Genomic DNA, 22081 nt, shown 5'->3' with positions numbered 1-22081 from the left:
CGCCGGCCTACTCGAAGCGCAGGTCGGCGATGGAGTCCAGGTCGATGCCGTATAGGGCGTAGATCTTCGTGGTGTTGATTGACGTGAGCTGGTCCTGGTCGATGCCCAGCCCGGCAGCGGCCGCCCATACCTGTGCTTCGTCGTCGGCCTCGATCTCCAGGTACGGCGGGATGCGTGGCCACTCGTCAACCTCGAGGCGGACGGCGCCGAGGGTGTACGAGGTGCGTAGGTTCTCCTGGTAGCCGCGCGGCGTAAGTCCGGTGAGCTTCAGCAGTGCGGCGGCTTCCTCGAAGCTGTCGACGGTCACCTCGGTCTCGTGGGTCCCGTCTACAGCGTCCGTGGCGATCTGCTTGACGCACAAGGTGATGTCGGTTCCGGTGTCGCGTAGCCGCACCCATCGGCCGGGGACGGCCGGGATGGTGTCGTACACGTAGCGCCGCATGATGCGAGTCCCAGTCGTGCATGTGCCACCGGCCTCGGTGATGAGCTGCGCGATCTTCGCGGGCTCGACGTCGAGGGCCTTCGCTTCGAACTCAATGCCTGCCACTGGGTCTCCGTTTCGCTGGTCGCTGCTGGTGTCCAACGACCGTGCAGAGTAGGGGGCGCTGCACGACAACAGCTCCCTATGGGGTCCGGTCTACAGGCGAGTGCCGACGGCGATCGTGTCGTTGCCTGTGAGCCGGAGTATCGCCCGCAGGATGATCGGGAGTCGGCGGTCGTCCATGTCTTGCATGGAGGCGAGGGTGGTTATGCCGATGCCGACCATCGACAAGATCAGGCCGAGGAAGTCGAGCTGCCCCTCGTCGAGGCCGAGGATGTACTGGCGCCCCGATAGGCCTTCGAGGCGCGCTACTTGGCCCTTGGCGGTGTCGATGATCAGGGCGTGACGCACGCCTGGCACCGACAGGATCGTCTGTTCCTCGATCAGTGCTTGGACGGCTGCCCGGTCGCGGGAGTTCTTCGCGGTGCGCAGCAGCTGCTCGCCGAGGGTCGACAGCTCGTCGGCAGCAGTGGGCGCCTCTGTCTCAGTCTCGGTGATGGTCACGCCGGTGCCTCCGCTGGGCGTCGGTACCCGCCAGGGCCGAAGGCGGCGGCGAGTACGGCAAGGTCAGTGAGGTGGCCCGTTCCATCGGGATCCCAGAGCCACTGCATGCTCTCCACCTCGCGGCCGGTCGGCGGGCAGCGCAGCGTCCAGCCCGCGTGCCGGACGTGGAGCTGCCGCACGTCGGCGAGCTCCTCCGCAGCATCGAGCGGCACCAGCCACCACGCCACGTTCGCGTAGGGGTCCATGAGCACCGGCCCGCGCTGCTCCTCCCTGATCCGGGCCGCGGCGGGCATGCCTTGCGTGACGGTGGACTCGGCAATCAACCAAAGTGCGCCGCTCTCGATCTCGGCGAGGGTGCCAGCGTGCCATGCCTTCCACACGAGCTCCGGGTGCGAGTGGCAGTCGGCGAGCCACACGTCTCCGGCCTCGAACCGCTGGGCAGTGCTCATCGGGTGGGCCATGACCCGAACGTTAGGCAGGACGATTGCAGGCCCGCGGCACGATTGCGCGGGATTGCGCACAGGGTGGGGAGGCTTGCGGCTGGTTGCTCAGGTGAGGTCGAGAGACGCCCTCGCGCGGCCGATCAGGCGCCGCGCTGGCGTACCGTACGCTGCGGACTCGGCGAGCCAGTCCCACGCCCGCTCGTACAGCTGGACGTCGTCGTCACCGGTCAGCCACAGTTCCTCGCTGATGGTCTCGACGATGACGAGACGCTGGTCGTAGATCCAGAAGGCGTGCGGGGCCGTGCGCCGCAGCTGGGTGCCAAAGGGCAGGATGCCGAGCTCGATACGGCGCTGCCCGACGAGGTTGTACAGCCGGTCGAGTTGCTCGGCCATCACCTCGATGGGGCATGAGCGGTGGTACAGAGCTGCTTCGCAGACGAGGAAGCGGAACGTCTTCTCGGGGTCGTACAGCGCTTCCTGGCGGCGCATGCGCGTCTCGACGGCCGCCTCGGTGGTGGGCGGGATCCCGCGGAATTCGGCGTTGCTCTCGAAGATGACCCGCGCGTACTCGGGGGTCTGGAACAGGCCCGGGATGCGGGAGACTTCAAGGCCCCGGATCAGCGTCGTCGTCTCGGTCTGCCGGACGGCGATCTCCTGCCGGCCTCGGTGCCCGCCGGCCAACTGGCGGCGCCAGGAGCGGTGACGCTGCTTCATGTCCAGCGCGGCGAGCAGGCCGTGCAACTCGGCCTCGGCGTCCGGCTGGCTGATCGCGCGCGCCCACGCGCTCAGGTCGCTGGGGGTAGGGGTCTGCTTGCCGTTCTGCAGCCGGGAGACTTTCGAGGTCTGCCAGCCGAGTGCGGCGGCGATGTCCTTGCCCTCCAGACCGGCCTCGACGCGCAGCTCGCGCAGCCGTGCGCCGAGGGCTTCCCGCGCGGTCTGGAAGTCGGTGGTCACACGGTTGAAGCTACCTGCTTTGCGAACTCCGCGGCAGGCACGGCGTGATGCCAGGCGGCCTCGCGGGTCTGGCAGGCGGCGAGCACCTCGGCGGGGTCTTCGGTGACGTAGACGCCGAGGGTGGTGTCGTCCTCGTCGAACGCGAACCGGGCGAGGATCTTGGAATCGAATAGCCAGAAATCGTAGTCCGGGAGCCCTAGCCGCTCGGCGTCGGCGCGGGTGAGGTTGCGGATGTCCTCGCCGGCGGCGACGTTGGCCGGGGCGGTGGCCAGCAGGTACTGCTGTCCTTGCGTGAGCGGCTCGTCGACCAGGCGGACGCGCCCGAACCGCTTACCCTGCGCGGTCTGCTCCCGCACGTTCGCCCTCCAGGCGTTGTCTGGGTCGTGGCTGATGTCCTCCCCGGCGAGGAACCGCTGCCACTTCGGGCTGAGCCGGTCGGTGGCGTAGCCGCGGCGGGTCTCCAGCCGCCAGGCGGTGTGCCGGAACTCCCGGAACAGGTGGGAGATAGCTGCGAACGGCTGGAGCTCGGGCGCAGGAGCGCTGGGCGCGTAGCGGGTGAGCAGGCTGCGAGGGACGCGAACGAACGTCTCGGACGGCTTGGCGTCCCGCAGCTGAACGAGGTGGGCAGGGTCGGTCTCTCGGTCGCCCTGGACGAGGATCTCGTCCGTCTCGGGGATCTCGTACAGCGTGGGGCAGTCGCCGTCTTCGCTGGTCGTGCCGAGGAGCCTGAGCGTCATCTCGCCCTCCGAGTCCTGTGGTGGTGGAGATCCAGGATGCTCGGTGGTTGCGCGGTGGCGCTCATGGATTGCGGCAGATTGCTGGCCGAGGGCGTCCGCTACGGATTGCGCGCAACACGGAGAAGCCCCCAGCGGGCCTGTGACGGACTGTCTGGGGGCTACTGCTTACACCTTAGGTACGGTCCACTCCACGGGCTCGTCCAACGCGTCCGGCGAGTACAACGCCCGCTCCGGCGCGCCCTGCTTCGGCACCTGGAACAGGACATTCCCCCGCACACAGTCGTCCGTCTTCACCTTCGCCTCAAGCGGGTACAACGGCTGCGGCAACTCGCTCCCCGTCATGTGCATCGGCTCCACACGCGCGCCATCCGTGTATGCGAGCGACCACACGAACGGGGACACCTCGATACTCTCCGGGCCCTTGTTGCAGACCTTCACCTCAAGCACGGCCCACTTCTGGTCCGCCTTCAGGAGGCCGGCCACATCGGGGATACCGCCGGCTTTGTAGGCGAGCGCGGCAGCAGTGAACTTGCCGTCTGCCGTGGAGACGTCGACAGTGTCACCGAGCTTGTACGTCTCCTGGGTCGGCGACGGCGTGGGGCTCGGTGGCGGGCTGACCGACTGCGTCTCGGAGGCCTTCGAGACGGTCGCTTTCGAGTCGTCGCCGTCCGAGGAGCAGCTCACTGTGCCAGCGAGGAGCAGGCAGGCGGCGAGTGCTGTGGTGGTGTAGCGCATGGTCCCCCCAGAGGTGCTGTGTGTCGAGAGGGCATCATGCGTCCCGTGAAGGGCGCGTGTGAGGCATGTGGCCGTGTTGTGACCCCGGTGCGCGCGAGCCGGTCGCGCCGGGCTGCGTAATCACGCCGACCCTTCCCCGGTTGATCAGCTGAGCTGACTACTTCCCGACCGAGATCTTGTCGTTGTCCAAGAGCGCCGTGTGCGTCGCTGACGTGATGATCAGGATCATGAGGAGCAGCCCAGCGAACGGTGAGCCGGCATCATCCGGCTCCGGGCTGACAGCCATCGCGACGACGAGGATGGCGATCTCTCCGACCGCGTATGTCACGGCTAGCCAGGGCTTTACCACACCCTTCACCGCAGCGACGACGAAGGGGACGGCGGCGCACAGTCCGAGGGTGACGACCGGCACCAGCGTCCATACGACCTTGGCGGGGGTGGTGTTGAACATACGGGGTCGGGCGGGTGTGAAGGGCTGATTGAAGTAGGGGTTGGTGGCCATGTTTTCCTCCGTGGTGGTTGCGTGAGGGGCAGTGTGCTGGGGTGGGGCGGGGTGTGCTGTGGGTTCAGGCGGATTAACGCCTACGGGTGATCAGTTGCCGAGTTACCAGTGCGGATTGCGCAACGCAGGCGAGACGTTGCCTCGTTGGTCGCACCACATGTGGCCGCATCAGCGCTCGAGACTGACACCATTGACTCGGGGCTGGTCGAGTGCGAGGGGCGGCCGAACGTGTGGATCGCCCCGGAGTATCAGGCAATGCCGCAGCGGTGCGCTTCTCGGCGAATTCACACCGCCGACGAGCATGCCCGGCGTGCCTGCTTTCGCTGCTCGGGGGTCAGGTGGTTGGGCAGCCGTCGGGGCTCGCCGTTCGGCTCCTAGAGCAGATCGGCCTTGTGATGCAGCGGCAGCTGGTCAGCGCTGGCGTAACAGTCGTCCCACGATGTCGAGTAGCCCGACGGCGGGCAGACGGTGTTCGCATGGGCGGTGGCAAGCAGTTGGTGCGCTTCCTCGCCGCCGAGGTCCGTCTCGTGAGGCTCGGAAACATAGCGGTTGTTGAACTTCGCCGCGTTGACGTAGCGGTGACGCGTGAGTCCTCCAGGACTCTTGCGCAGGCGTTCCGCGCCTGCTTCAAGCCCCGCGCCTGCACTTAGCTCAAGGCCCGGCGCTGACACCTTTCCCCTTGCCGTCAGTTACGTCTGAGCCCTGAGAGGAGATCGCCGCCGAACTCACGGTCCTCGTCGGCTTCGACCAGGACCTGGCGGCCGAGGCCACCCGCACTCCAGGCCGTCACCTGGATGCTGGAGCGCTACGGCTCCCCGTCCGGAACTGTACGGGGTACGTCGTTCCGGACACTCACGGTGGACGGCCCACGCTGCCCAGGATGTCCGTAACAGCTCCAGCGGACCGAATGACGTGAACACTCGACGGGGGAGAACCCACATGGGAACGGCAACTGGAACGGGCACGGACACGGGAACGACACAGCCGATGACGGTGCCGGTGACGGTGTACGGCGCGTACGGCCACACGGGACGCTTCGTGGTGGCTGAACTGCGCGAACGCGGATTCGTCCCGATCCTCGCAGGCCGCGACGCGGGCAAGCTGCGCGCGCTGGCGGCATCCGCCCCAGGCCTCGAAGTCCGCCCGGCTTCGATCGACGACCCCGCCTCGCTGGACCGCGCCCTGACCGGGGCGGCCGCCGTGATCAACTGCGCCGGGCCCTTCGCCCTCACCGCCGCGCCCGTGATCGAGGCGGCCCTGCGCGCCGGAATCCCGTACGTGGATGTGGCGGCCGAGATCGAGGCCAACGTCGACACCTTCACGCACTTCGCGGACCGCGCCCGGGCGGCGGAAGCGGTGATCGTACCCGCGATGGCCTTCTACGGCGGCCTGGGCGACCTCCTGACCACGGCCGCGATGGGCGACTGGACGACGGCCGACGAAGCGACCGTCGCCTACGGACTGAGCGGTTGGCACCCCACGCCCGGGACACGCACCGCGGGCACGGTCTCCCGCGAGCGCCGCTCCGGCCGGCGCGTCCGCTTCACGAACGGCCGGCTGGAGTACCACGACACCGAGCCGACCCTCCTGAAGTGGCCCTTCCCCGCCCCCATGGGCACCAGGCAGGTCATCGGCGAGTTCACGATGGCCGACGTGGTCACCATCCCCAGCCACCTCTCGATCCCCGAGGTACGCACCCACATGACGACGGAAGCGGCCGCCGACCTCTCCTCCCCGGAAACCCCCGCGCCGACGGCGACCGACGAGACCGGCCGCTCCGACCAGACCTTCATCGTCGAGGCCGTCGTACGCTCCGGCGACACCGAACGCCGCGCCGTGGCAACGGGCCAGGACATCTACGCCGTCACCGCACCGCTGGCGGTGGAGGCGATCGACCGCATCCTCACGGGCCGCATCCACGCGACGGGGGTGGCCTCAGCGGGCCAGATCTTCGACGCGGCGGACTTCCTCGGGGCGCTGGCTCCGCACATCACCTTTGCACCGCAGGTTCGCCGGGACGGTAGCCTCGCCTCGACAGTCTGCACGGCGTGACCGACTCATACGCGAGTTGCGGCGATGCTGCAGTCGCGACAGCCGCGGCGCGTGCCGGCGCGGACGTGGTCCGCAACATGTACGGCCAGCGGCTCGACCGCATCGACAAGGGCGCAGGGGGCTTTGCCACCGCCGTAGTGGATGTTCCACACTGCGATCGCGGCCAGACAACGGCAGGCGCGCACGACAGGTGTCGCGCCTGCCGCATTGTGGCCTTTCAACCCCGCGGTGCGACACGGATACGGTTGCCGTCAGGATCGGCTGCGAGGAAGGTCAGCCCGAACCCCGCATCATGTGGCTCCTGCAGGATCGTGACACCCTTGGACTGCCACTGCTTGAAGATCGCATTGATCTCGTCGGGCCCATCGTTGCTGGCCAGACACACCTCACTGGTACGCGGGACGTCCGCCGACAGATCCTCGAACTGGCCGGACCACAGAGCGAGGTCAGCGCCTGGCCCGAGGTCGAAGGTGATGTATCCCGGAGTCTCGAACGAGGGGCTCATGCCGAGGAGGTCGCCGTAGAAGCGCGCTGCGGCGGGAGCGTCGTTCACATAGACGATGGACACGACGGATGTGGTCATGATTGTTCCTTCTCACAGGTCGTAGGTACGCATCCACCAGCCTCACCGGGATATGCGCCGCCCCCTGTCGCAATTCCTGAAAAAATTGGTGTGTGACCCCAGACCGCTTCTTCTCCCTGATGCTGCTCCTCGCATCGAGGGATGCCGTGACCACACAGGAACTTGCCTCGGCGCTCGGGGTGTCCCTTCGAACCATCACCCGGGACCTGAACTGGCTCCGCGACGCAGGTCTGCCGGTGACCGCGCAACGGGGCCGCCTCGGAGGTGTGACCATGCTGCCCGGGTCCGGGCTCGACCTCACGCGACTCACACCGGACGAGCGTGATCATCTGTCGCTCACCGGGCTGGATGAGAAGCAACGTGCGGAGCTCAACGCATCCGTCGAAAGCCGGCGCGCGCTCTCCAAAATCGGCGCTACACAGCCACGTCGAAGTCATGAGCTCCTGCCCCTCACCGACGTAGTGCACGTGGACAGCCGTCCCTGGCTCCAGGCACGAGATTCCGACACGACTCCGGCTTCACTGATCGGCCCAGTGCGGCGCGGTCGCCGGCTACGGATCGAGTACGACAGTCCCCACGAGTCATGCTCACGCATCCTGGTCGTGGACCCCTACGGGCTGCTCGCCAAGGCCGGCACCTGGTACCTCGTCGCCGACTGTGCCCGAGCGCCACGGATGTACCGACTCGAACGGATCACGGCCTGGACAGCACTCGACCAGCCACGACGGATCCGCGAGAACCAGACCCTGGCCACCGTCGCTGCAGCACTCGTTGATCAGTGGGACCACAAGCATGCGATAGAGGTCAGCGCCACCATCGACCAGACCCAGATCGAGCGGGCGCGACGGATCTTTGGCCAACGACTCGTTCAGGACGACTATGAAGAATCCGACACCGGCCACAAGGTGACGATCCGATTCCTGCATCTGGAGGACGTGCGAGCACTACTGCCGTTCGGAAGCGCCATCACTGTGCACGGCCCCACCGAAGCCAGGGCTCACCTCAGCAACCTCGCCACCAACCTTGCCCACCACTATGCGCCGTCACCAACGTCCTGACCCGCAACAGCTAGCTGGCTGATGCCGAGCTCGTCCGCCGCTGCCTGGAAGCGGCCCGGCCTCGGCGACGGACGCGAACGTACGTAGCGCTTCAACATCCACACCCTCAGCTATCGGCGGAGCGAATCGCGGAAGTGACCGACGCGACCTCTCGCCTCAACGGGCCTCCGGCGCTCGCTGACGCCGCAGCTGCGGCCGCGGTTGTGTACGGATCCGTGGGCGTAATGATTCCCCTTGCTGTAGCGCTCGGGGCGTTACGGTCTGTGGAGGCTTCTTGCCCATCCCCGGCGAGTACGCCGGAGTGGGGGGCTGTTGAGCGGTGGCTGGCATCTGCCGGCTGGCCCGGTGTCTCGGCGGTGCGACGAGCAGACGCAAGCGTCGTACTGGGCTGTTCCCATGCTGCGGCCGGGCCGGCTGTGCGCGGTAGCCGACGTGCAGGTGCTACCGGCGCATCGCGGTAGCCAAGGGCATCGCTGCGAGCGGAGCCGCACCGCTCGCCCGTGAACTCCCGACAAGGGGAGAGGCCGGCTGGGATCAGGCCTACGAGGACTTCCGACAGGCACGGCAGCGCTTCTTGGAACTGGCTCGTGCCGGCCTCGGCGTGCGGGGGACGCGCATAGCGGAGCCGGTCCCCTGGCCGCCACCTTGGAAGGGCGACCTCTCGCAGGACAGCTGTTGACCGGGCTGTCCGCGCCCAAGGGGCCGGTTCATGACCGCACAGGACAGCGTCACCACCCCGTCAGCAGCAAATGATTGAGCAGCAACGCCAGCACCACCTGCCCCGTGAGCCACGCGCGCGGATGGGGCAGGAGCGCGCAGGACGGGAGGAGCCACACCGCGAACGGCAGCCAGATGCGTTCCGTTTCCGCCTTGCTCATGCCGGACAGGTCGGCGATCAGCAGGGCCAGCAGCGCGGCGGAGACGAGGAGTGCGAGGCGGAGCTCGACAGCCCGGTCGGGGGTGGTGCCGGCGCGGCGGTGGAGCAGCGCCGTGCCCGTCCGGCGTAGGCCCGCCACCGTCGCCAGGCCCGTGATCAGCACCGTGCAGGCCAGGTTCGCCCACACCCAGTAGCCGTAGGGACGGATGCCGCCCGCGCCCTGGTGGTAGCGCGTCACCAGCAGGCGGTACGCCTCCCACCAGTCGAACCCGGCGAGCGTGAACGCCGCCGGGACCACGACAAAGCCCGCCAGCAGGGGCACCAGCAGGGCAGGGTGCTCCCGGACCCCGTGCCGGCCGAGCACCAGTACCGCCGCAGCGATCAGGGCGACGAGTGTGAGGCCGTAGGAGAGGTAGCAGGTCAGGCCGAAGAGGAGGCCGGATGCCCCCGCCCACCACAGCGAGCGTCTCGTGACCGCCAGGGCCAGCAGCGCCACCGCCCACGCCGCCACCGCCGCGAAGTACGCGTCGGCCGAGGTGCCCATCCACACGGCCGCCGGGGCCAGGACGAGGAAGGGGGCCGCCCTGCGCGCGAGGGTCTCGTCGGCCAGGACGCGGATCGTGACCAGCACGGCGACGCAGGCCGTCGCCCCGACGGTGACGCACCACATGCCCGCCCAGCCGCCGCCCCGCAGCCCGATCCGGTCGAGCAGGACGAAGGTGAGTGTGGCGGCGGGCGGGTGGCCGGCGATGTGGGCGGGCCAGTTGTCGGGGGAGTCGAGCAGGATGTGCTGGGTGAAATCGCGTAGCGCTGCCGGGATGTCGTCGAAGCGGTCGATGACCTGGAGGTACTCGTAGCGGGTGGTGAGGCGGCGCGCGATGCCCCGGTCCCAGCCGTCGATCAGGGCCAGGGAGCAGATCCACGCCGTGGTCGTGGCCCAGGTCAGAGGGAGCAGAGTCCGCCAGGGGAGCCGGGCCGCGAGGGTGGGGCCGTACGCCACGGTGGCGATCGCCAGGAGTACGGCCGCCGGGGTGCCGGGGCCCAGGTGGGGGCCCCAGGACGCCAGCAGCGGGGGCCAGTCGACGAAGAGCGTACGGCTGGTGTCCTGGATGTGGCGGCCGACCAGGACGGCGGCCGTCACCAGCAGGGCAGCGGCCCCGACGGCGTACAGGTCACGGCGCAGGTCAGGGCGGAGGGAGCGGGTCACAGCGGAACGCTAGGCCGACAGGGCGGGCGCGGGCCGCCGTCCGGGCCGGACGTCAGCGTTTCGTCATGGGTTGCGCACCCTTTCATGGGGTGGTCCCGGCCTACCGTCGGGACATGCGCGACCCCGACGCCCCCCGGCTCCCCTCCTCGCCCGGCTTCTGGCGCAGCCCCCTGCGCGGCCCCTGGTTCACCTCCGTGCTGGGCCTCGTCCTGCTCGTCGGCATCACCGTGCTGTTCGTGACCGGCCTCGTCTCGTACGCCGCCTACAACCCGGACCTGTCGCCGGTGAACGACAAGACCCCGGACAAGGGCATCCTCGGCTTCTACCTCTTCGCCTGGCCGACGCATCCGCACTGGCTGTACCGGCTCAACCAGGGCGTCCACGTCACCCTCGGCATCACCCTGATCCCCGTCCTGCTCGCCAAGCTGTGGTCCGTGATCCCGAGGCTGTTCGCGCTGCCGCCGGCCCGCTCCCTCACGCACGCCCTGGAGCGGATCTCGCTGCTGCTCCTGGTGGGCGGCGCGCTGTTCGAGTTCGTGACGGGTGTGCTCAACGTCCAGCTCGACTACGTCTTCCCCGGCTCCTTCTACCCGCTGCACTTCTACGGCGCGTGGGTGTTCTTCGCCGCTTTCGTCGCCCACGTGCTGCTGAAGATGCCCACGGCGCTGCGCAATCTGCGGCATCTGCGGGAGGAGCGGAACGACCTCGTGTCGCCGCGCCCCGCCGAGCCGACCGTCTCCCGGCGCGGTGCCCTGTGGTTCGTCGGGGGCGGCTCGCTGTTGCTGTTCGTGACGACGGTCGGGCAGAACTTCGACGGTGCGCTGCGGCGCACCGCCCTCCTCGCACCGCACGGCGGCGGCGAACCCGGCAGCGGCCCGAACGGCTTCCAGATCAACAAGACCGCCGCCTACGCCGGGATCAGCGCGGCCGAGACCGGCGAGGACGCCTGGCGGCTCGTCATCACCGGGCGCACGGGGACCATTCGCCTCAGCCGCGCCCAGCTCGCCGAACTGCCCTTGCACAGCTCGGCGTTGCCCATCGCCTGTGTGGAGGGCTGGTCGACGTCGGACCAGTGGTGGCGCGGGGTGCGGCTGCGCGATCTCGCGGCTCTCGTCGGCTACGACGCCGACGACCGGCCGGACGTGTTCGTCGAGTCCCTCCAGCGGCGGGGTGCCTTCCGCAGCGCCGCCCTGCGCGCCAACCAGGTCGCCGACCCGCGTTCCCTGCTCGCCCTGTACGTCAACGGCGAGGAGCTGTCCCCCGACCACGGCCACCCGGCGCGGATCATCGTGCCCGCGGCACCCGGTGTGCTGAACACCAAGTGGGTGGCCCGGATGACGTTCGGAGACCTGTGATGCGCCGACCGCGACTGACGTGCCGCCCGCGACTGACGCGCTCCCCACGGCTCCCCGTCGGAAACCCCTTCCAGCTCCTCCTGCTCGCCTGCTCGTTCGCGCTCGCCGCCTACGCGGGCGTACGGCTGCTCGCCGGTGACTGGCTCGGCGTCGCGCTGTGGTTCGTCGGCGCGGCGCTGCTGCACGACCTCGTGCTGCTGCCGTTGTACGCGGCCGTGGACCGGGCGGTCGTACGAGGGCTCGGCGCGGTCCGGCGCCGGGAGTGGGTGGTCTACGTGCGCGTACCGGCGGCCCTCTCCGGGCTGCTGCTCCTGGTGTGGTTCCCGCTGATCAGCGGCATGGTGGAGCGGCGTTACCGGTCCGGAACCGGCCTGCCCGCGGATGTGTTCCCCGCTCGCTGGCTGCTGATCACCGCCGCCCTCTTCGGCGGCTCGGCGCTGCTGCTGGCGGTGCGGCTGGTGCGGGTGCGCAGGGCGGCGAAGCGGCGGCCGTCGGCCGTCCACTGACCGGCCCGCGCCCAGCCCCGGGCGTACCGGAGCAGGGCGGGCGTGCCGAGCCGCGCCCAGGGGAAGGGGTCGCCGGTGCCGCGGGCGTCCGTGTGGCCGACGACCCGCACGTGGGCGCGTTCGTCGATGTCCACCGGTGCCGTCTCGGCGATCAGCAGGCCGCCGGGGCGCAGGAGCCCGGCAACGCGGTCCAGCAGGGCGCGCGGGTCGCCGCCGATGCCGATGTTGCCGTCCATGAGCAGGACGGTGTCCCAGCGGCCCTCGCCGGGCAGCGGCTCGAAAACCGAGCGCCGCAGCGCCTGGCCGCCCGTCCGTACGGTGTGGTCGACGGCGGCTGCGCTGACGTCGATGCCGAGTACGGCCCTGCCCCGCGCGGCGAGTTCCGCCACCAGCCGCCCGGGCCCGCATCCCACATCCAGCACGGTTCCCTCGCACCGGTCCAGCACGCCCCGGTCCACCGCGTCGGCCCGCGCACACCAGCGCTCCACCTCAAGTGGCAGCAGCCAGCCGTCGGCCCGCCGCAGGAACAGCGGCCCCTGGCCGGCACGCAGGGCAGCGGCGTAGGGGTCGGCGGCCGCCCAGGCGACGGCGGTGGCTGGCGGGGCGCTCATCGGGGCCCGTCCGGGCGGGAGTCCGGCGCCGCATACCGAGAAGGCCGCCCTGTGCCCCCGTCCGGGCGCGAGTCCGGCGCCGCAGACCCGGCCGGCCGCGCCGCGAACGACCCGTCCGTACGGGAGTCCCGCTCCACAGACCCGGCAGGCCGCGCCGCGAACCGCCCGTCCGCACGGGAGTCCGGCGCCGCACACCCGGCCAGCCGCGCCGCGAACCGCCCGTCCGGGGCCAGCGCGGCGACGGCGTGGGCGTCGGCCGCCGTGTCGACGTCGCGCAGGCGGGGCAGGTCGCGGACCCGCAGGCCGGCCGCGACGAGCCGGTCCCGTTGGACGGCTCCGGTCGCGGCGGTCGACATGGGCACGCCCCGCACGAGGGCGGGGTCCGGGCGGGCCAGGCCGAGGGCCCAGAAGCCGCCGTCCTCGGCCGGGCCGAACCAGGCGTCGCAGCCGGTGAAGTCCACGGCGAGCAGCTCCGGCGTCACCTGCGGCGTGTCCATGCCGATGAGCAGGGCCGGGCCGGCGCAGCGCGCGAAGGCGTCCGCCAGCCGCTCGTCGAGCCCGCCCGCGCACTGCGGCACGACGTCGAAGCCGGGCGGCAGCCAAGGGCCGGTTTCCCCGTCGAGGACGAGGATTCTGCGGCCGGCCGGGGCCGCCGCGACCGCGCCCAGGGTGTCGGCGAGGGACGCCTCGGCGAGGGACGCGGCCTGACGGGGCGTGAACGGCGGGGTGAGCCGGGTCTTGACCCGGCCGGGGCGCGGCTCCTTGGCGATGACGAGCAGTGTGGTCACCGAACGCCCCTTCCCACGGCCGGAGTCGCGCCGGGCGCCTCGCCCTGTACCGGGCTCATGTCCGGCCCCTTCCCACGGCCGGAGTCCCGCCGGGCGCCTCGCCCAGTACCCGGCTCATGTCCCGTACGGCCTGCCAGGTGCCGCGCCACGTGCCCGTCACCTTCGAGGCCCCGGTGCGCGGCAGATACGGCACGTCGTGCTCGGCGATCCGCCAGCCGGCGTCGGCCGCGCGCACCACCATCTGGAGCGGATAACCGCTGCGCCGGTCGGTGAGACCGAGGGCGAGCAGCGGTTCGCGGCGGGCGGCGCGCAGGGGACCGAGGTCGTGCAGCCGCAGCCCGGTGCGACGGCGCAGCATCCGCGCGAGCGCGAGGTTCCCGGCCCGGGCATGCGCGGGCCACGCGCCCCGCCCCTGCGGACGCCGCCGCCCGAGGACCAGGTCGGCCGCGCCGTCCCGCACCTCGGTCACGAAGGGGACGAGGAGCGAGGGGTCGAGGGAGGCGTCGCAGTCGCAGAAGCACACCACGTCGGCGGTGGCGGCCAGCAGCCCGGCGTGGCAGGCCGCGCCGAAGCCCCGGCGCGGCTCGGGCACCACCGTCGCGCCGAACGCGCGGGCGACCCGGGCCGAGCCGTCGGTGGAACCGTTGTCGACGACGAGTGCGCGCCAGCCCGGCGGGATCCGTTCGAGCACCCAGGGCAGGGCCTCGGCCTCGTTCAGGCAGGGCAGCACCACGTCGACGTCCGAAGGAGTCGTCGTCACGGTCTCACCCTACGAACGCGAAACGGGCATACCGGACTCCCGCTCCTTACGAAACGCGGACGTCGACGGCCGAGGGGCGTCCGGACGGGGCATCCCCGGCGGCCCGGTGCGACGCTGGAGCCATGCAGCAGCCCCAGCAGCACGAGGAGACCCGCGACGGGTCCCCGCGGGTCCTGGTCGTCGACGACGATCCGACCGTCGCGGAGGTCGTCGCCGGGTATCTGGACCGCGCCGGTTACGTCGTGGACCGCGCCGACGACGGCCCGACCGCCCTCACCCGCGCCGCCGCGCACTGGCCTGACCTGGTCGTCCTCGACCTGATGCTGCCCGGGATGGACGGCCTGGAGGTGTGCCGGCGGATGCGCGGACACGGGCCGGTCCCGGTCATCATGCTCACCGCCCGCGGCGACGAGGACGACCGCGTCCTGGGCCTGGAGGTGGGCGCCGACGACTACGTCACCAAGCCCTTCAGCCCCCGCGAACTGGTGCTGCGCGTGGAGTCGGTGCTGCGCCGCAGCCGGCCCGCCGCACCCGGGCACCGGCTGGGGGCGGCCGGTCTGACCGTCGACCCGGCAGCCCGCCGGGCCACCAAGAACGGCACCGAACTTGCCCTCACCCTGCGCGAGTTCGACCTGCTCTCCTTCTTCCTGCGCCACCCCGGCCGGGCCTTCGGCCGCGAGGACCTGATGCGCGAGGTGTGGGGGTGGGACTTCGGTGACCTGTCGACCGTCACGGTCCACGTCCGCCGCCTGCGCGGGAAGGTCGAGGACGACCCGGCCCGGCCCCGCCTGATCCAGACCGTGTGGGGCGTGGGCTACCGCTTCGACGCCACGGGAACCACCGGAGAGGAGGCCGGATCGTGAACGACACCCTCCTCATCGCCGTCTATGCGTTCGCCGGTGCCGCGGCCACCGGCCTGGCCGGGGCCGGGGCGCTGCGCCTGATCCGGCGCCGGTCGCTGACCGCCTCGCTCGCCGTGGTCGCGGCGGTCGGGGTCGTCGCGATGCTCGCGGGCACGCTCGCCGTCGCCTGGGCGATGTTCCTCTCCCCGCACGACCTGTCCGTCGTCACGACCGTCGTCGCCATGGCGGCCGTCGTCTCCCTGGCCACCGCGCTGCTGCTGGGCCGCTGGGTCGTCGCCCGCAGCCGCGAACTCGCCGTCGCCGCACGCTCCTTCGGCGACGGCGGCGCCTTCGCCGCGCCCGACGGCCCGACGCCGGCCGAACTGGACCACCTGAGCCGTGAACTGGCCGCCACCAGCGCCCGGCTCGCCGAGTCCCGGGAGCGGGAACGCGCGCTGGAGGCCTCCCGGCGCGAGCTCGTCGCCTGGATCTCGCACGACCTGCGCACCCCGCTGGCCGGTCTGCGCGCCATGTCGGAGGCCCTGGAGGACGGCGTCGCCGCCGACCCCGGGCGCTATCTGAAGCAGATCCGCACCGAGGTCGAACGCCTCAACGACATGGTCGGCGACCTCTTCGAACTCTCCCGCATCCACGCCGGCGCGCTCGCCCTGGCCCCCAGCCGGATCTCCCTGTACGACCTGGTGGGCGACGCGCTGGCGGGAGCCGACCCGCTGGCCCGGGAGCACGGGGTGCGGCTGGTGGGCGGCCGTATCGAGCCGGTGCCGGTGGAGGTGGACGGCAAGGAGATGAGCCGGGTGCTGGGCAATCTGCTGGTCAACGCCATCCGCCGGACCCCGGCCGACGGCACGGTCGCCGTCACCGCGGAACGCTCCACCGAGGGTGTGGTGCTGTCCGTGACGGACGGCTGCGGCGGCATCCCCGACGAGGACCTGCCGCGCGTCTTCGACACCGGCTGGCGCGGCACGCACGCCCGGACACCCCCGGCCGGCGCGGGCCTCGGCCTCGCCATCGTCCGGGGGATCGTGGAGGCGCACCAGGGCCGGGCCACCGTACGGAACATCCCCGGCGGCTGCCGTTTCGAGGTGGTGCTGCCCGCGGCCGCTTCTTGACACGGGCAGCACCACCGGTCCTTCGCGAGCCGGGCCTCACAGGGCCGACGGCTCCTGCGCGTCCCGCATCCCGGCCCGCGCGAACTCCGCCATGCCCTCCTCGAATCCGACCTCCGGCTTCCAGCCCAGCGCGTCCCGCAGCCGCGCGGAGTCGGCGGTGATGTGCCGTACGTCCCCGAGCCGGTACTCGCCGGTGACGACGGGTTCGGGCCCGCCGTACGCGGCGGCCAGCGCCCGTGCCATCTCCCCGACGGTGTGCGGGTCGCCGCTGCCGGTGTTGTACGCCGTGAGCACGCCCGGGGCGGCCTCCGCCGCCAGGGCCGCCGCATTGGCGGCCGCCACGTCCCGGACGTGCACGAAGTCCCGCCGCTGCCGCCCGTCCTCGAACACGCGCGGTGCCTCGCCCCGGGCGAGCGCCGAGCGGAAGAAGGAGGCGACACCGGCGTACGGGGTGTCGCGGGGCATGCCGGGCCCATACACGTTGTGGTAGCGCAGCGACACCGCCGACCCGCCGGTGCAGCGGGCCCAGGCGGCGGCCAGGTGCTCCTGGGCCAGTTTGGTCGTCGCGTAGACGTTCCTCGGATCGGCCGGGGCGTCCTCGCCGACCAGCCCGGGGGCGAGGTCCGCCCCGCACGCCGGGCACGGCGGCTCGAACCGGCCGGCGTCGAGGTCGGTGACGGCACGTGGCCCGGGCCGTACGACCCCGTGCCGGGGGCACTCGTACCGCCCCTCCCCGTAGACCACCATCGACCCGGCCAGCACGAGACGCCGTACCCCTGCCTCCGCCATGGCGGCGAGCAGTACGGCGGTCCCGAGGTCGTTGTGCGAGGCGTACTCCGCCGCGTCGGCGACCCCGTTGCCGAGCCCGACCCTCGCGGCCTGGTGGCACACGGCGTCCACACCGGCCAGGGCACGGCCGACGGCGGCCGCGTCCCGCACGTCGTCGGCGGTGTCCTCCCGCACGTCGAACACGACCGCCTCGTGCCCGCGCTCCCGGAGGGCGGCGACCACGTGGGACCCGATGAACCCGGCACCGCCGGTGACCAGTACGCGCATACGGCCACGCTAGGCCCGCGACCCCGCCGCACGACGGGACCGCGCCCGCACGTCACGACTCCGTAAGATCGCCCACGGTCGCGGTCGCGGTCACAGCGACGCGGTCTCCGAAGCGGTCGCCCACGCGAACCCGTCCGGGTCGGTGAAGGGCCCGGCGTCGCCGTTGACCGTGAGCCGGTGCGATCCGGTCCCGTCGGGAGAGACGCCGACGAGCTTGGCCAGGCCCCGGCGCTTGTACAGCGCCAGCTTGACGGCGCCCGACCCGGTGTCGAACTCGACGTACTTGCTGCCGAAGCTCTTCGCCACGGGGACGCCGTGCTCGACGTAGAACCGCTTGCTCCCGGCCATGTCCGCGACCCCCAGCAGGAGCACGATCTCGTCGATCCGCCGGGTGGCCGGGCCGGTGTCCTTCTTCGACGACGACGCGATCTGCCAGATCGTCCCGTCCGGCGCCTGCACCACACCGCCGTAACCCCACAGCGACCTGGCGGCGGGCTTGAGCGTCGTGGCGCCGGCCTCCACGGCGGCGTCGACGAGGGCGTTGACATCGGCCGGCTGGGACACCACGAGCGACAGTGTGAACCCGCGGAAGCCGGTCGTCGGAGCGTCCGCGGCCCGCACGCGCACCTGTCTGTCCAGCCCGAACGCGCTGCTGTAGAAGCGGCGGGCGGCTGCGGGGTCGTCCACCTCGAGGGTGACGGATTCGATGGAAGTCATGACACCGACGCTAGGCGCGGCACGGGACCCGCGCTTCTCGAATCCTGACCGGAACGGGGAACCCGGCAGGGGGAGCCCCCTCGTCAGCGCACGGGCCGTCGACCCGCGTGCCGGGACAGCCATACCGCGAAGAAGATCACGTCGACCGCGAAGAGCGCGATGCCGATGGCCAGGAGATAGTCCAGGCCGTCCGCTGCCACACCGATGATCCCCAGGACGACGGCCACGAGGACGACCAGAAGGAAGAGCGCCATCACCGCGGACCACCTCTCCTGTGCCACGTGCCTGCCGGTCACCCGCGGGCGAGTCGGCGTTCGCCCCCTGCCCCGGCCTGGTACGTCATGCCGTAGTGCCGGAAGATCTCCTCCTCCCGCTCGGCCGGCAGGATGTCGTCCGTCCCGATCGAGGGGGCTTTGCGCACCTGTCCCCTGGCGTAGGGCACCTTGACGTAGTCCGGCCCGAGAACGGCGTCGTCGAGGGGGACGAAGACCAGGCGCCGACGGCTGGGCAGCCCGGTCCGGACGGTGGCCATGGCCGGTTCGTCGGTGGCGGTGTCCACGTAGACCGCTTCGAGCATGCCGATCTTGTGCTGCTTCGGGTCGACCACGTCATGGTCGCGCCATTCGCGGATGTCGGCTGAACGGATCATGCCGCGCCCCCTGTCTGGTTCGCCCAATTCACCCTACTCCCGCCCGGGCCGGAGTACGGTGGGGCGGACGAGGACTTTCCGTATGCCGGAATTCTGACGGGTTCCGGACATCACGCGCCATCCGTCCTCGCATGGGCAGCCCGTGATCCCGGCCGCGCATCCGCACACAGGCCGAGGAGCCACACATGCCGTCGCCGCACAGTCCGACCACGTCCCCGGCGGTCCCCCCGCCGGACCCCGCCCCGTCGCCCCAGGGCTACGACCGGGCCACCAACCTGTGGCCCCTCGCCCTGCTCTCGTTCGGCGAGAGCCGGTACAACCTCCACCACGCCGACCCCACCAGCGCCCGTCTCGGCGTCGACCGCGGCCAGGTCGACCCCTCCGCCGCCGTCATCCGCCTCCTCGAACGCCTCGGCTGGGTGCACGGCGTGCGCTGGCCGACCGCGGAACGGGTCGCGGCCCGTCGCGTCTGACACCGCCCACCCGACCCCTCGTGTCCGTCGGCAGGAGCCCTCATGAGCACCGCGCTACAGCCCCCGCTTCCCTCCCACCCGGTTCTCCGGCTGCGTCTCGCACCCCGCAGCACCATGCCCCGGCCCATCGACGGGGCGTGGTGGCCCCGCTCGTACGACCTGCTCGCGGAACTCCCGTCGCTGCTCGCCGGGTTGCCGCGGGCCTGGGGTCACATCACCAGCGTCACCGTCAACGGGGCGACGTGGTCCGCGGCACCCGGCAGGATGCTCGTCTCCAACCAGGTCGTGGGACTGCACAGAGCCCTCGCGGCGTCCGCCCCGCACACCGTCGTCCTGCTCGCCCCCGGCCGGGGGCGCTGGGATCTGCTGGTCGTGCCGCCGGACACGACCGAGGAGGCCGCGGCACCGCTGATGGCGGCCGCCGCGAGCGGCCGGGTGTGACCGCGTCCGAGGGCAGCGGCCGACCGCATCCGCGGGCACGTCTCACCTCCGGCGGCGGCTGTCCTCCACGGCCCGGCTGGTCTCGAGCCACGACCGTGCGGGTTCTGCCGCGCGGGTGGTGTCCACGGTGAGGTCGAGGCGGGTTCCTCCGTCGGGGCCCGCGGGGTAGCTGCGCTGTTCGGTGGCGGCGAAGCAATGGCGGAGAATCTCCGCGACCCGACGAGCGACTTCGGGCGATGCGGCGACGATGCGGACCTCGGCGTGCCCGTCCGAGGATGGTTCCGTGGACTGCATGGCGACCTCGGAGTTCGATGTCCCGGAATGAGACGGGCCGGATCTCTCACTCTACTCCGGGATCTCCGGGCGCCGGCGGCCCGAGAGTACCGTGAAACGAGGAAGCCGCTCGGTTTCCGGATCCCGGCAGGGCAGGCAGGCGAGAGCGATGGCCGACTCCGACTCCCCGCGCGTGACCAGGCTCCTGCCGGACACCGTCCACCAGGCCGTACGGCCCGGCACGGCCGTCGTACGGCTGGAGACGACACACGACCGGCAGGGCGTGCTCGACGGGGCGTGGTGGCCGCGCTCCCGCGACATCGCCGCCGAACTCCCCGGCCTGATAGCCGCACTGACCGAGTACCTCGGGCCCATCACCCGTGTCGGCCTGGACGCCGGGGCCTGGGACGAACTGCCGACGCGGATGACCGTCGACGGCCGTGTCGTCCACATCGACTCGTCCGCGGTCGGCGACGCCACCGTCCTCATCACCCGGGGCGGGCAGGACCTCTTCTCCCTCCTCGTGGTGCCGCCGCACGCCACGCCCGACGCCGCGCGCGCCGCCATGGCCGAGGCCGTCCGCGCCGGCAGCGAGGCACAGGCCGAACAGATCCTCATCGACACGGGCACCGACCGGGCGGACTGAGGAGTACGGTTGACGTACCGAGGACATTCCGCGCACCGGCTTCCAGGCTCGTGTCGTTTTCGGCGATCGAATATGCCGGGCCGGCCGTGGTCGGCCCGGGGCAGGGTTCGCGCCATGATGACTGCGACCGTTTCCCACCGCCTGACAGCCGAAGCCGATGACCGGTTCTCCTCGTCCTCCCCCCGTCTGTCGCTCGCTCCCGTCGGTCCCGCACCGGCTCTGCTGGACGGCGCCTGGTGGCCCCGCTCCCGCGATCTCGGGGCGGAACTCCCCTCCCTCGCCGCCGTACTGGACCCGCTGTGGGGGCGGATCACCCGGGTGACGGTGAATCCCACGCACTGGCCGGCCGTACCCCGCAAGGTGCCCGTCGCCGGGCACGTGGTGAAGGTGGGCTGGTTCCTGCCCGAGCAGGATCCGCACGAACTGCTGCTGTTGTCGTACCGCGTGGGCCGCTGGAACCTCCTGGTGGTCCCGCCGCAGACGCCTCCCGACTCGGCCGCCCGGCTGATGGCCGCCGCGAGCGACCCGTTCGGCACGTCGACCGCGAGCCGGTTGATGGAGGAGGAGGCGCGCTCGCGGACGGCGTACGAGGCCGACCGGGCCGTCGAGGCGGTCTGGGACTCCGAGGGAGGACACGAGGCCCGCGAGCCGGCCGCCCGTCCGCGGATCCCGGCCGTGACCGCCGCGGTGCCGCAGCAGCCGATGGGAAGGTGAGAACCGTGGAGACATTCGTGACCGTGGCCGCGATCCTGGGGATGATCGTCCTCGGCGTGTTCCTCATCCACCAGCTGAACTCCCAGCACAGCGACCGCATCGCCGCCTTCCACTACGGCCGCTCCGGTCTGCCTGTCGCGGGACCGGATCCAGCGGCCCGGCGCAAGGCCCACGGCCGGTTCTCCCGGCGCCGCACGCGACGGCCGTCTGACACCCAGTAGGCGTGACCCGGGCGGGAAGGCACTTCCTCGCGCATGCGGTACTCGCTCGGACTGACGCCAAGTTTCCGCGCGGTGCTGCTTTCTCCTGTACGACCCGGTGCTGAGCGGCGACGTGCGGTTGTCGGCCGGCCTGTACACGCCGAGGTGATCAGCCGGATTCGGCGGAGGAACCTTCGGGCGTGTCGTGCCCGGCGCGGCGGCGGTACTCGGCGTTGATGCGCTGGGCCTCCTCGAGCTGGTCCTCGAGGATGACGATGCGGCAGGCGGCCTCGATCGGCGTCCCCCGGTCGACGAGTTCGCGGGCACGCGCGGCGACGCGCAGCTGGTAGCGGGAGTACCGGCGGTGTCCGCCCTCCGAGCGCAGCGGAGTGATCAGACGAGCCTCACCGATGGCTCGGAGGAAGGCCGGAGTGGTGCCGAGCATCTCGGCGGCCCGCCCCATGGTGTACGCGGGGTAGTCGTCGTCGTCCAGACGATCGCTGAGCGGGGTATCTGCTGTCATGTCACCTCGTAGTGCAACGCACGCGTCGAGGGGCCCTGGTGCCGTACGGCACCAGGGCCCCGAAGGAAATTGAACACCATCTGTCGGCCCTAATGCTGCGCCGACCTTCTGTTTCCGCTACCGGCCCTGCAGGAGGGGGGATGCGGGGATCGCGGCTGCGTGACCGGGGACCACCTTCCAATCCGGGGTCTTGCGGTACCCGGC

27 protein-coding genes and 3 pseudogenes are annotated in these 22081 nt (G+C 71.3%); 11 read left to right on the top strand and 19 right to left on the bottom strand.

What is annotated here, in order from left to right; genetic code table 11:
- Positions 1 to 7 precede the first annotated feature (7 nt).
- The 8 genes from ACH4G3_RS12180 to ACH4G3_RS12145 form a co-directional block, all read right to left on the bottom strand.
- Complete coding sequence (locus ACH4G3_RS12180) at positions 8 to 547, bottom strand: class IV adenylate cyclase (RefSeq protein WP_397624366.1); 540 nt, start codon at positions 545 to 547, stop codon at positions 8 to 10.
- A 90-nt stretch (positions 548 to 637) separates the two neighbouring features.
- Entirely contained in the window at positions 638 to 1045 is a 408-nt protein-coding gene (locus ACH4G3_RS12175) for a hypothetical protein (RefSeq protein ID WP_397624365.1), read from the bottom strand.
- Positions 1042 to 1506: a hypothetical protein gene (locus tag ACH4G3_RS12170; protein WP_397624364.1), complete on the bottom strand. Its 465-nt coding sequence runs from the start codon at positions 1504 to 1506 to the stop codon at positions 1042 to 1044. The genes ACH4G3_RS12175 and ACH4G3_RS12170 overlap by 4 nt, the downstream gene beginning before the upstream one ends.
- 87 nt (positions 1507 to 1593) lie before the next feature.
- A complete protein-coding gene (locus ACH4G3_RS12165) occupies positions 1594 to 2442 on the bottom strand; it encodes a helix-turn-helix domain-containing protein (protein WP_397624363.1) in 849 nt (282 codons plus the stop codon).
- Positions 2439 to 3179 carry a DUF6879 family protein gene (locus tag ACH4G3_RS12160; protein ID WP_397624362.1) on the bottom strand — a complete coding sequence of 247 codons (741 nt, stop codon included), beginning with the start codon at positions 3177 to 3179 and terminating at the stop codon, positions 2439 to 2441. Before ACH4G3_RS12160 ends, ACH4G3_RS12165 begins: the two co-directional genes overlap by 4 nt.
- Before the next feature lie 165 nt (positions 3180 to 3344).
- Positions 3345 to 3914, bottom strand: a complete 570-nt coding sequence (locus tag ACH4G3_RS12155) for a DUF4352 domain-containing protein (protein WP_397624361.1) — start codon at positions 3912 to 3914, stop codon at positions 3345 to 3347.
- A gap of 157 nt (positions 3915 to 4071) precedes the next feature.
- Positions 4072 to 4416, bottom strand: coding sequence for a hypothetical protein (locus tag ACH4G3_RS12150; RefSeq protein ID WP_397624360.1), 345 nt, complete (start codon positions 4414 to 4416; stop codon positions 4072 to 4074).
- A 374-nt stretch (positions 4417 to 4790) separates the two neighbouring features.
- On the bottom strand, positions 4791 to 5087 hold the full coding sequence (locus tag ACH4G3_RS12145) for a hypothetical protein (RefSeq protein WP_397624359.1): 297 nt from the start codon (positions 5085 to 5087) through the stop codon (positions 4791 to 4793).
- A gap of 35 nt (positions 5088 to 5122) precedes the next feature.
- Between ACH4G3_RS12145 and ACH4G3_RS12140 the strand changes: the two are divergent.
- Both ACH4G3_RS12140 and ACH4G3_RS12135 read left to right on the top strand, forming a co-directional pair.
- A pseudogene (locus tag ACH4G3_RS12140) lies at positions 5123 to 5294 on the top strand (IS110 family transposase); the annotation flags it as partial.
- Between the two features lie 61 nt (positions 5295 to 5355).
- Entirely contained in the window at positions 5356 to 6468 is a 1113-nt protein-coding gene (locus ACH4G3_RS12135; RefSeq protein ID WP_397624358.1) for a saccharopine dehydrogenase family protein, read from the top strand.
- Positions 6469 to 6685: 217 nt separating this feature from the next.
- On the opposite strand, the gene ACH4G3_RS12130 is transcribed toward ACH4G3_RS12135, so the two are convergent.
- Entirely contained in the window at positions 6686 to 7051 is a 366-nt protein-coding gene (locus ACH4G3_RS12130) for a VOC family protein (protein ID WP_365671192.1), read from the bottom strand.
- A gap of 92 nt (positions 7052 to 7143) precedes the next feature.
- Here ACH4G3_RS12130 and ACH4G3_RS12125 point away from each other — a divergent pair, with 92 nt between their 5' ends.
- Complete coding sequence (locus tag ACH4G3_RS12125; RefSeq protein ID WP_397624357.1) at positions 7144 to 8109, top strand: helix-turn-helix transcriptional regulator; 966 nt, start codon at positions 7144 to 7146, stop codon at positions 8107 to 8109.
- 728 nt (positions 8110 to 8837) lie between these two features.
- On the opposite strand, the gene ACH4G3_RS12120 is transcribed toward ACH4G3_RS12125, so the two are convergent.
- Positions 8838 to 10193: a hypothetical protein gene (locus ACH4G3_RS12120; RefSeq protein ID WP_397624356.1), complete on the bottom strand. Its 1356-nt coding sequence runs from the start codon at positions 10191 to 10193 to the stop codon at positions 8838 to 8840.
- Positions 10194 to 10306: 113 nt separating this feature from the next.
- Between ACH4G3_RS12120 and ACH4G3_RS12115 the strand changes: the two genes are divergently transcribed.
- Positions 10307 to 11548, top strand: a complete 1242-nt coding sequence (locus ACH4G3_RS12115) for a molybdopterin-dependent oxidoreductase (RefSeq protein WP_397624355.1) — start codon at positions 10307 to 10309, stop codon at positions 11546 to 11548.
- Between the two features lie 352 nt (positions 11549 to 11900).
- Here ACH4G3_RS12115 and ACH4G3_RS12110 read toward each other — a convergent pair whose 3' ends face one another.
- From ACH4G3_RS12110 to ACH4G3_RS12100, 3 genes and pseudogenes are all read right to left on the bottom strand, one after another.
- On the bottom strand, positions 11901 to 12665 hold the full coding sequence (locus ACH4G3_RS12110) for a class I SAM-dependent methyltransferase (RefSeq protein ID WP_397624354.1): 765 nt from the start codon (positions 12663 to 12665) through the stop codon (positions 11901 to 11903).
- A gap of 173 nt (positions 12666 to 12838) precedes the next feature.
- A pseudogene (locus tag ACH4G3_RS12105) lies at positions 12839 to 13453 on the bottom strand (TIGR04282 family arsenosugar biosynthesis glycosyltransferase); the annotation flags it as partial.
- A gap of 55 nt (positions 13454 to 13508) precedes the next feature.
- Positions 13509 to 14213, bottom strand: a complete 705-nt coding sequence (locus ACH4G3_RS12100; RefSeq protein ID WP_397624353.1) for a glycosyltransferase family 2 protein — start codon at positions 14211 to 14213, stop codon at positions 13509 to 13511.
- 122 nt (positions 14214 to 14335) lie between these two features.
- Between ACH4G3_RS12100 and ACH4G3_RS12095 the strand changes: the two genes are divergently transcribed.
- Together ACH4G3_RS12095 and ACH4G3_RS12090 are read left to right on the top strand one after the other, a co-directional pair.
- Positions 14336 to 15076 (top strand): response regulator transcription factor, encoded by a 741-nt coding sequence (locus tag ACH4G3_RS12095; RefSeq protein WP_397624352.1) that lies wholly within the window; start codon positions 14336 to 14338, stop codon positions 15074 to 15076.
- Positions 15073 to 16185, top strand: a complete 1113-nt coding sequence (locus tag ACH4G3_RS12090; RefSeq protein ID WP_397624351.1) for a sensor histidine kinase — start codon at positions 15073 to 15075, stop codon at positions 16183 to 16185. The genes ACH4G3_RS12095 and ACH4G3_RS12090 overlap by 4 nt, the downstream gene beginning before the upstream one ends.
- A 36-nt stretch (positions 16186 to 16221) precedes the next feature.
- Here the strand turns inward: ACH4G3_RS12090 and ACH4G3_RS12085 are convergent, their stop codons facing one another.
- The 4 genes from ACH4G3_RS12085 to ACH4G3_RS12070 all read right to left on the bottom strand — a co-directional run bounded on the left by ACH4G3_RS12085 (position 16222) and on the right by ACH4G3_RS12070 (position 18607).
- Positions 16222 to 17241: an NAD-dependent epimerase/dehydratase family protein gene (locus ACH4G3_RS12085; RefSeq protein WP_397624350.1), complete on the bottom strand. Its 1020-nt coding sequence runs from the start codon at positions 17239 to 17241 to the stop codon at positions 16222 to 16224.
- A gap of 90 nt (positions 17242 to 17331) precedes the next feature.
- Entirely contained in the window at positions 17332 to 17958 is a 627-nt protein-coding gene (locus ACH4G3_RS12080; RefSeq protein WP_397624349.1) for a glyoxalase, read from the bottom strand.
- 83 nt (positions 17959 to 18041) lie between these two features.
- Positions 18042 to 18212: a hypothetical protein gene (locus ACH4G3_RS12075; protein WP_397624348.1), complete on the bottom strand. Its 171-nt coding sequence runs from the start codon at positions 18210 to 18212 to the stop codon at positions 18042 to 18044.
- Positions 18213 to 18250: 38 nt separating this feature from the next.
- Positions 18251 to 18607 carry a PRC-barrel domain-containing protein gene (locus ACH4G3_RS12070; RefSeq protein WP_397624347.1) on the bottom strand — a complete coding sequence of 119 codons (357 nt, stop codon included), beginning with the start codon at positions 18605 to 18607 and terminating at the stop codon, positions 18251 to 18253.
- A gap of 257 nt (positions 18608 to 18864) precedes the next feature.
- Here ACH4G3_RS12070 and ACH4G3_RS12065 point away from each other — a divergent pair.
- Both ACH4G3_RS12065 and ACH4G3_RS12060 read left to right on the top strand, forming a co-directional pair.
- Positions 18865 to 19080, top strand: a pseudogene (locus tag ACH4G3_RS12065) (acyl-CoA desaturase); the annotation flags it as partial.
- A 42-nt stretch (positions 19081 to 19122) separates the two neighbouring features.
- Entirely contained in the window at positions 19123 to 19521 is a 399-nt protein-coding gene (locus ACH4G3_RS12060; RefSeq protein ID WP_397624346.1) for a DUF5994 family protein, read from the top strand.
- A 42-nt stretch (positions 19522 to 19563) separates the two neighbouring features.
- On the opposite strand, the gene ACH4G3_RS12055 is transcribed toward ACH4G3_RS12060, so the two are convergent.
- A complete protein-coding gene (locus ACH4G3_RS12055; protein ID WP_397624345.1) occupies positions 19564 to 19815 on the bottom strand; it encodes a hypothetical protein in 252 nt (83 codons plus the stop codon).
- A gap of 148 nt (positions 19816 to 19963) precedes the next feature.
- Between ACH4G3_RS12055 and ACH4G3_RS12050 the strand changes: the two genes are divergently transcribed.
- The 3 genes from ACH4G3_RS12050 (at position 19964) to ACH4G3_RS12040 (ending at position 21375) form a co-directional block, all read left to right on the top strand.
- Positions 19964 to 20440: a DUF5994 family protein gene (locus ACH4G3_RS12050; RefSeq protein WP_397624344.1), complete on the top strand. Its 477-nt coding sequence runs from the start codon at positions 19964 to 19966 to the stop codon at positions 20438 to 20440.
- Between the two features lie 117 nt (positions 20441 to 20557).
- Positions 20558 to 21154, top strand: a complete 597-nt coding sequence (locus ACH4G3_RS12045) for a DUF5994 family protein (protein ID WP_397624754.1) — start codon at positions 20558 to 20560, stop codon at positions 21152 to 21154.
- A 5-nt stretch (positions 21155 to 21159) separates the two neighbouring features.
- Positions 21160 to 21375 carry a hypothetical protein gene (locus ACH4G3_RS12040; RefSeq protein ID WP_397624343.1) on the top strand — a complete coding sequence of 72 codons (216 nt, stop codon included), beginning with the start codon at positions 21160 to 21162 and terminating at the stop codon, positions 21373 to 21375.
- Between the two features lie 148 nt (positions 21376 to 21523).
- Here ACH4G3_RS12040 and ACH4G3_RS12035 read toward each other — a convergent pair whose 3' ends face one another.
- Positions 21524 to 21877 carry a helix-turn-helix domain-containing protein gene (locus tag ACH4G3_RS12035; protein ID WP_397624342.1) on the bottom strand — a complete coding sequence of 118 codons (354 nt, stop codon included), beginning with the start codon at positions 21875 to 21877 and terminating at the stop codon, positions 21524 to 21526.
- Positions 21878 to 22081 lie beyond the last annotated feature (204 nt).

This window comes from Streptomyces afghaniensis, from assembly GCF_044327915.1.
Classification (GTDB): domain Bacteria; phylum Actinomycetota; class Actinomycetes; order Streptomycetales; family Streptomycetaceae; genus Streptomyces; species Streptomyces afghaniensis.
Note: the sequence above shows the minus strand (reverse complement) of the source record. Positions and strands in the feature narration are given on the sequence as shown.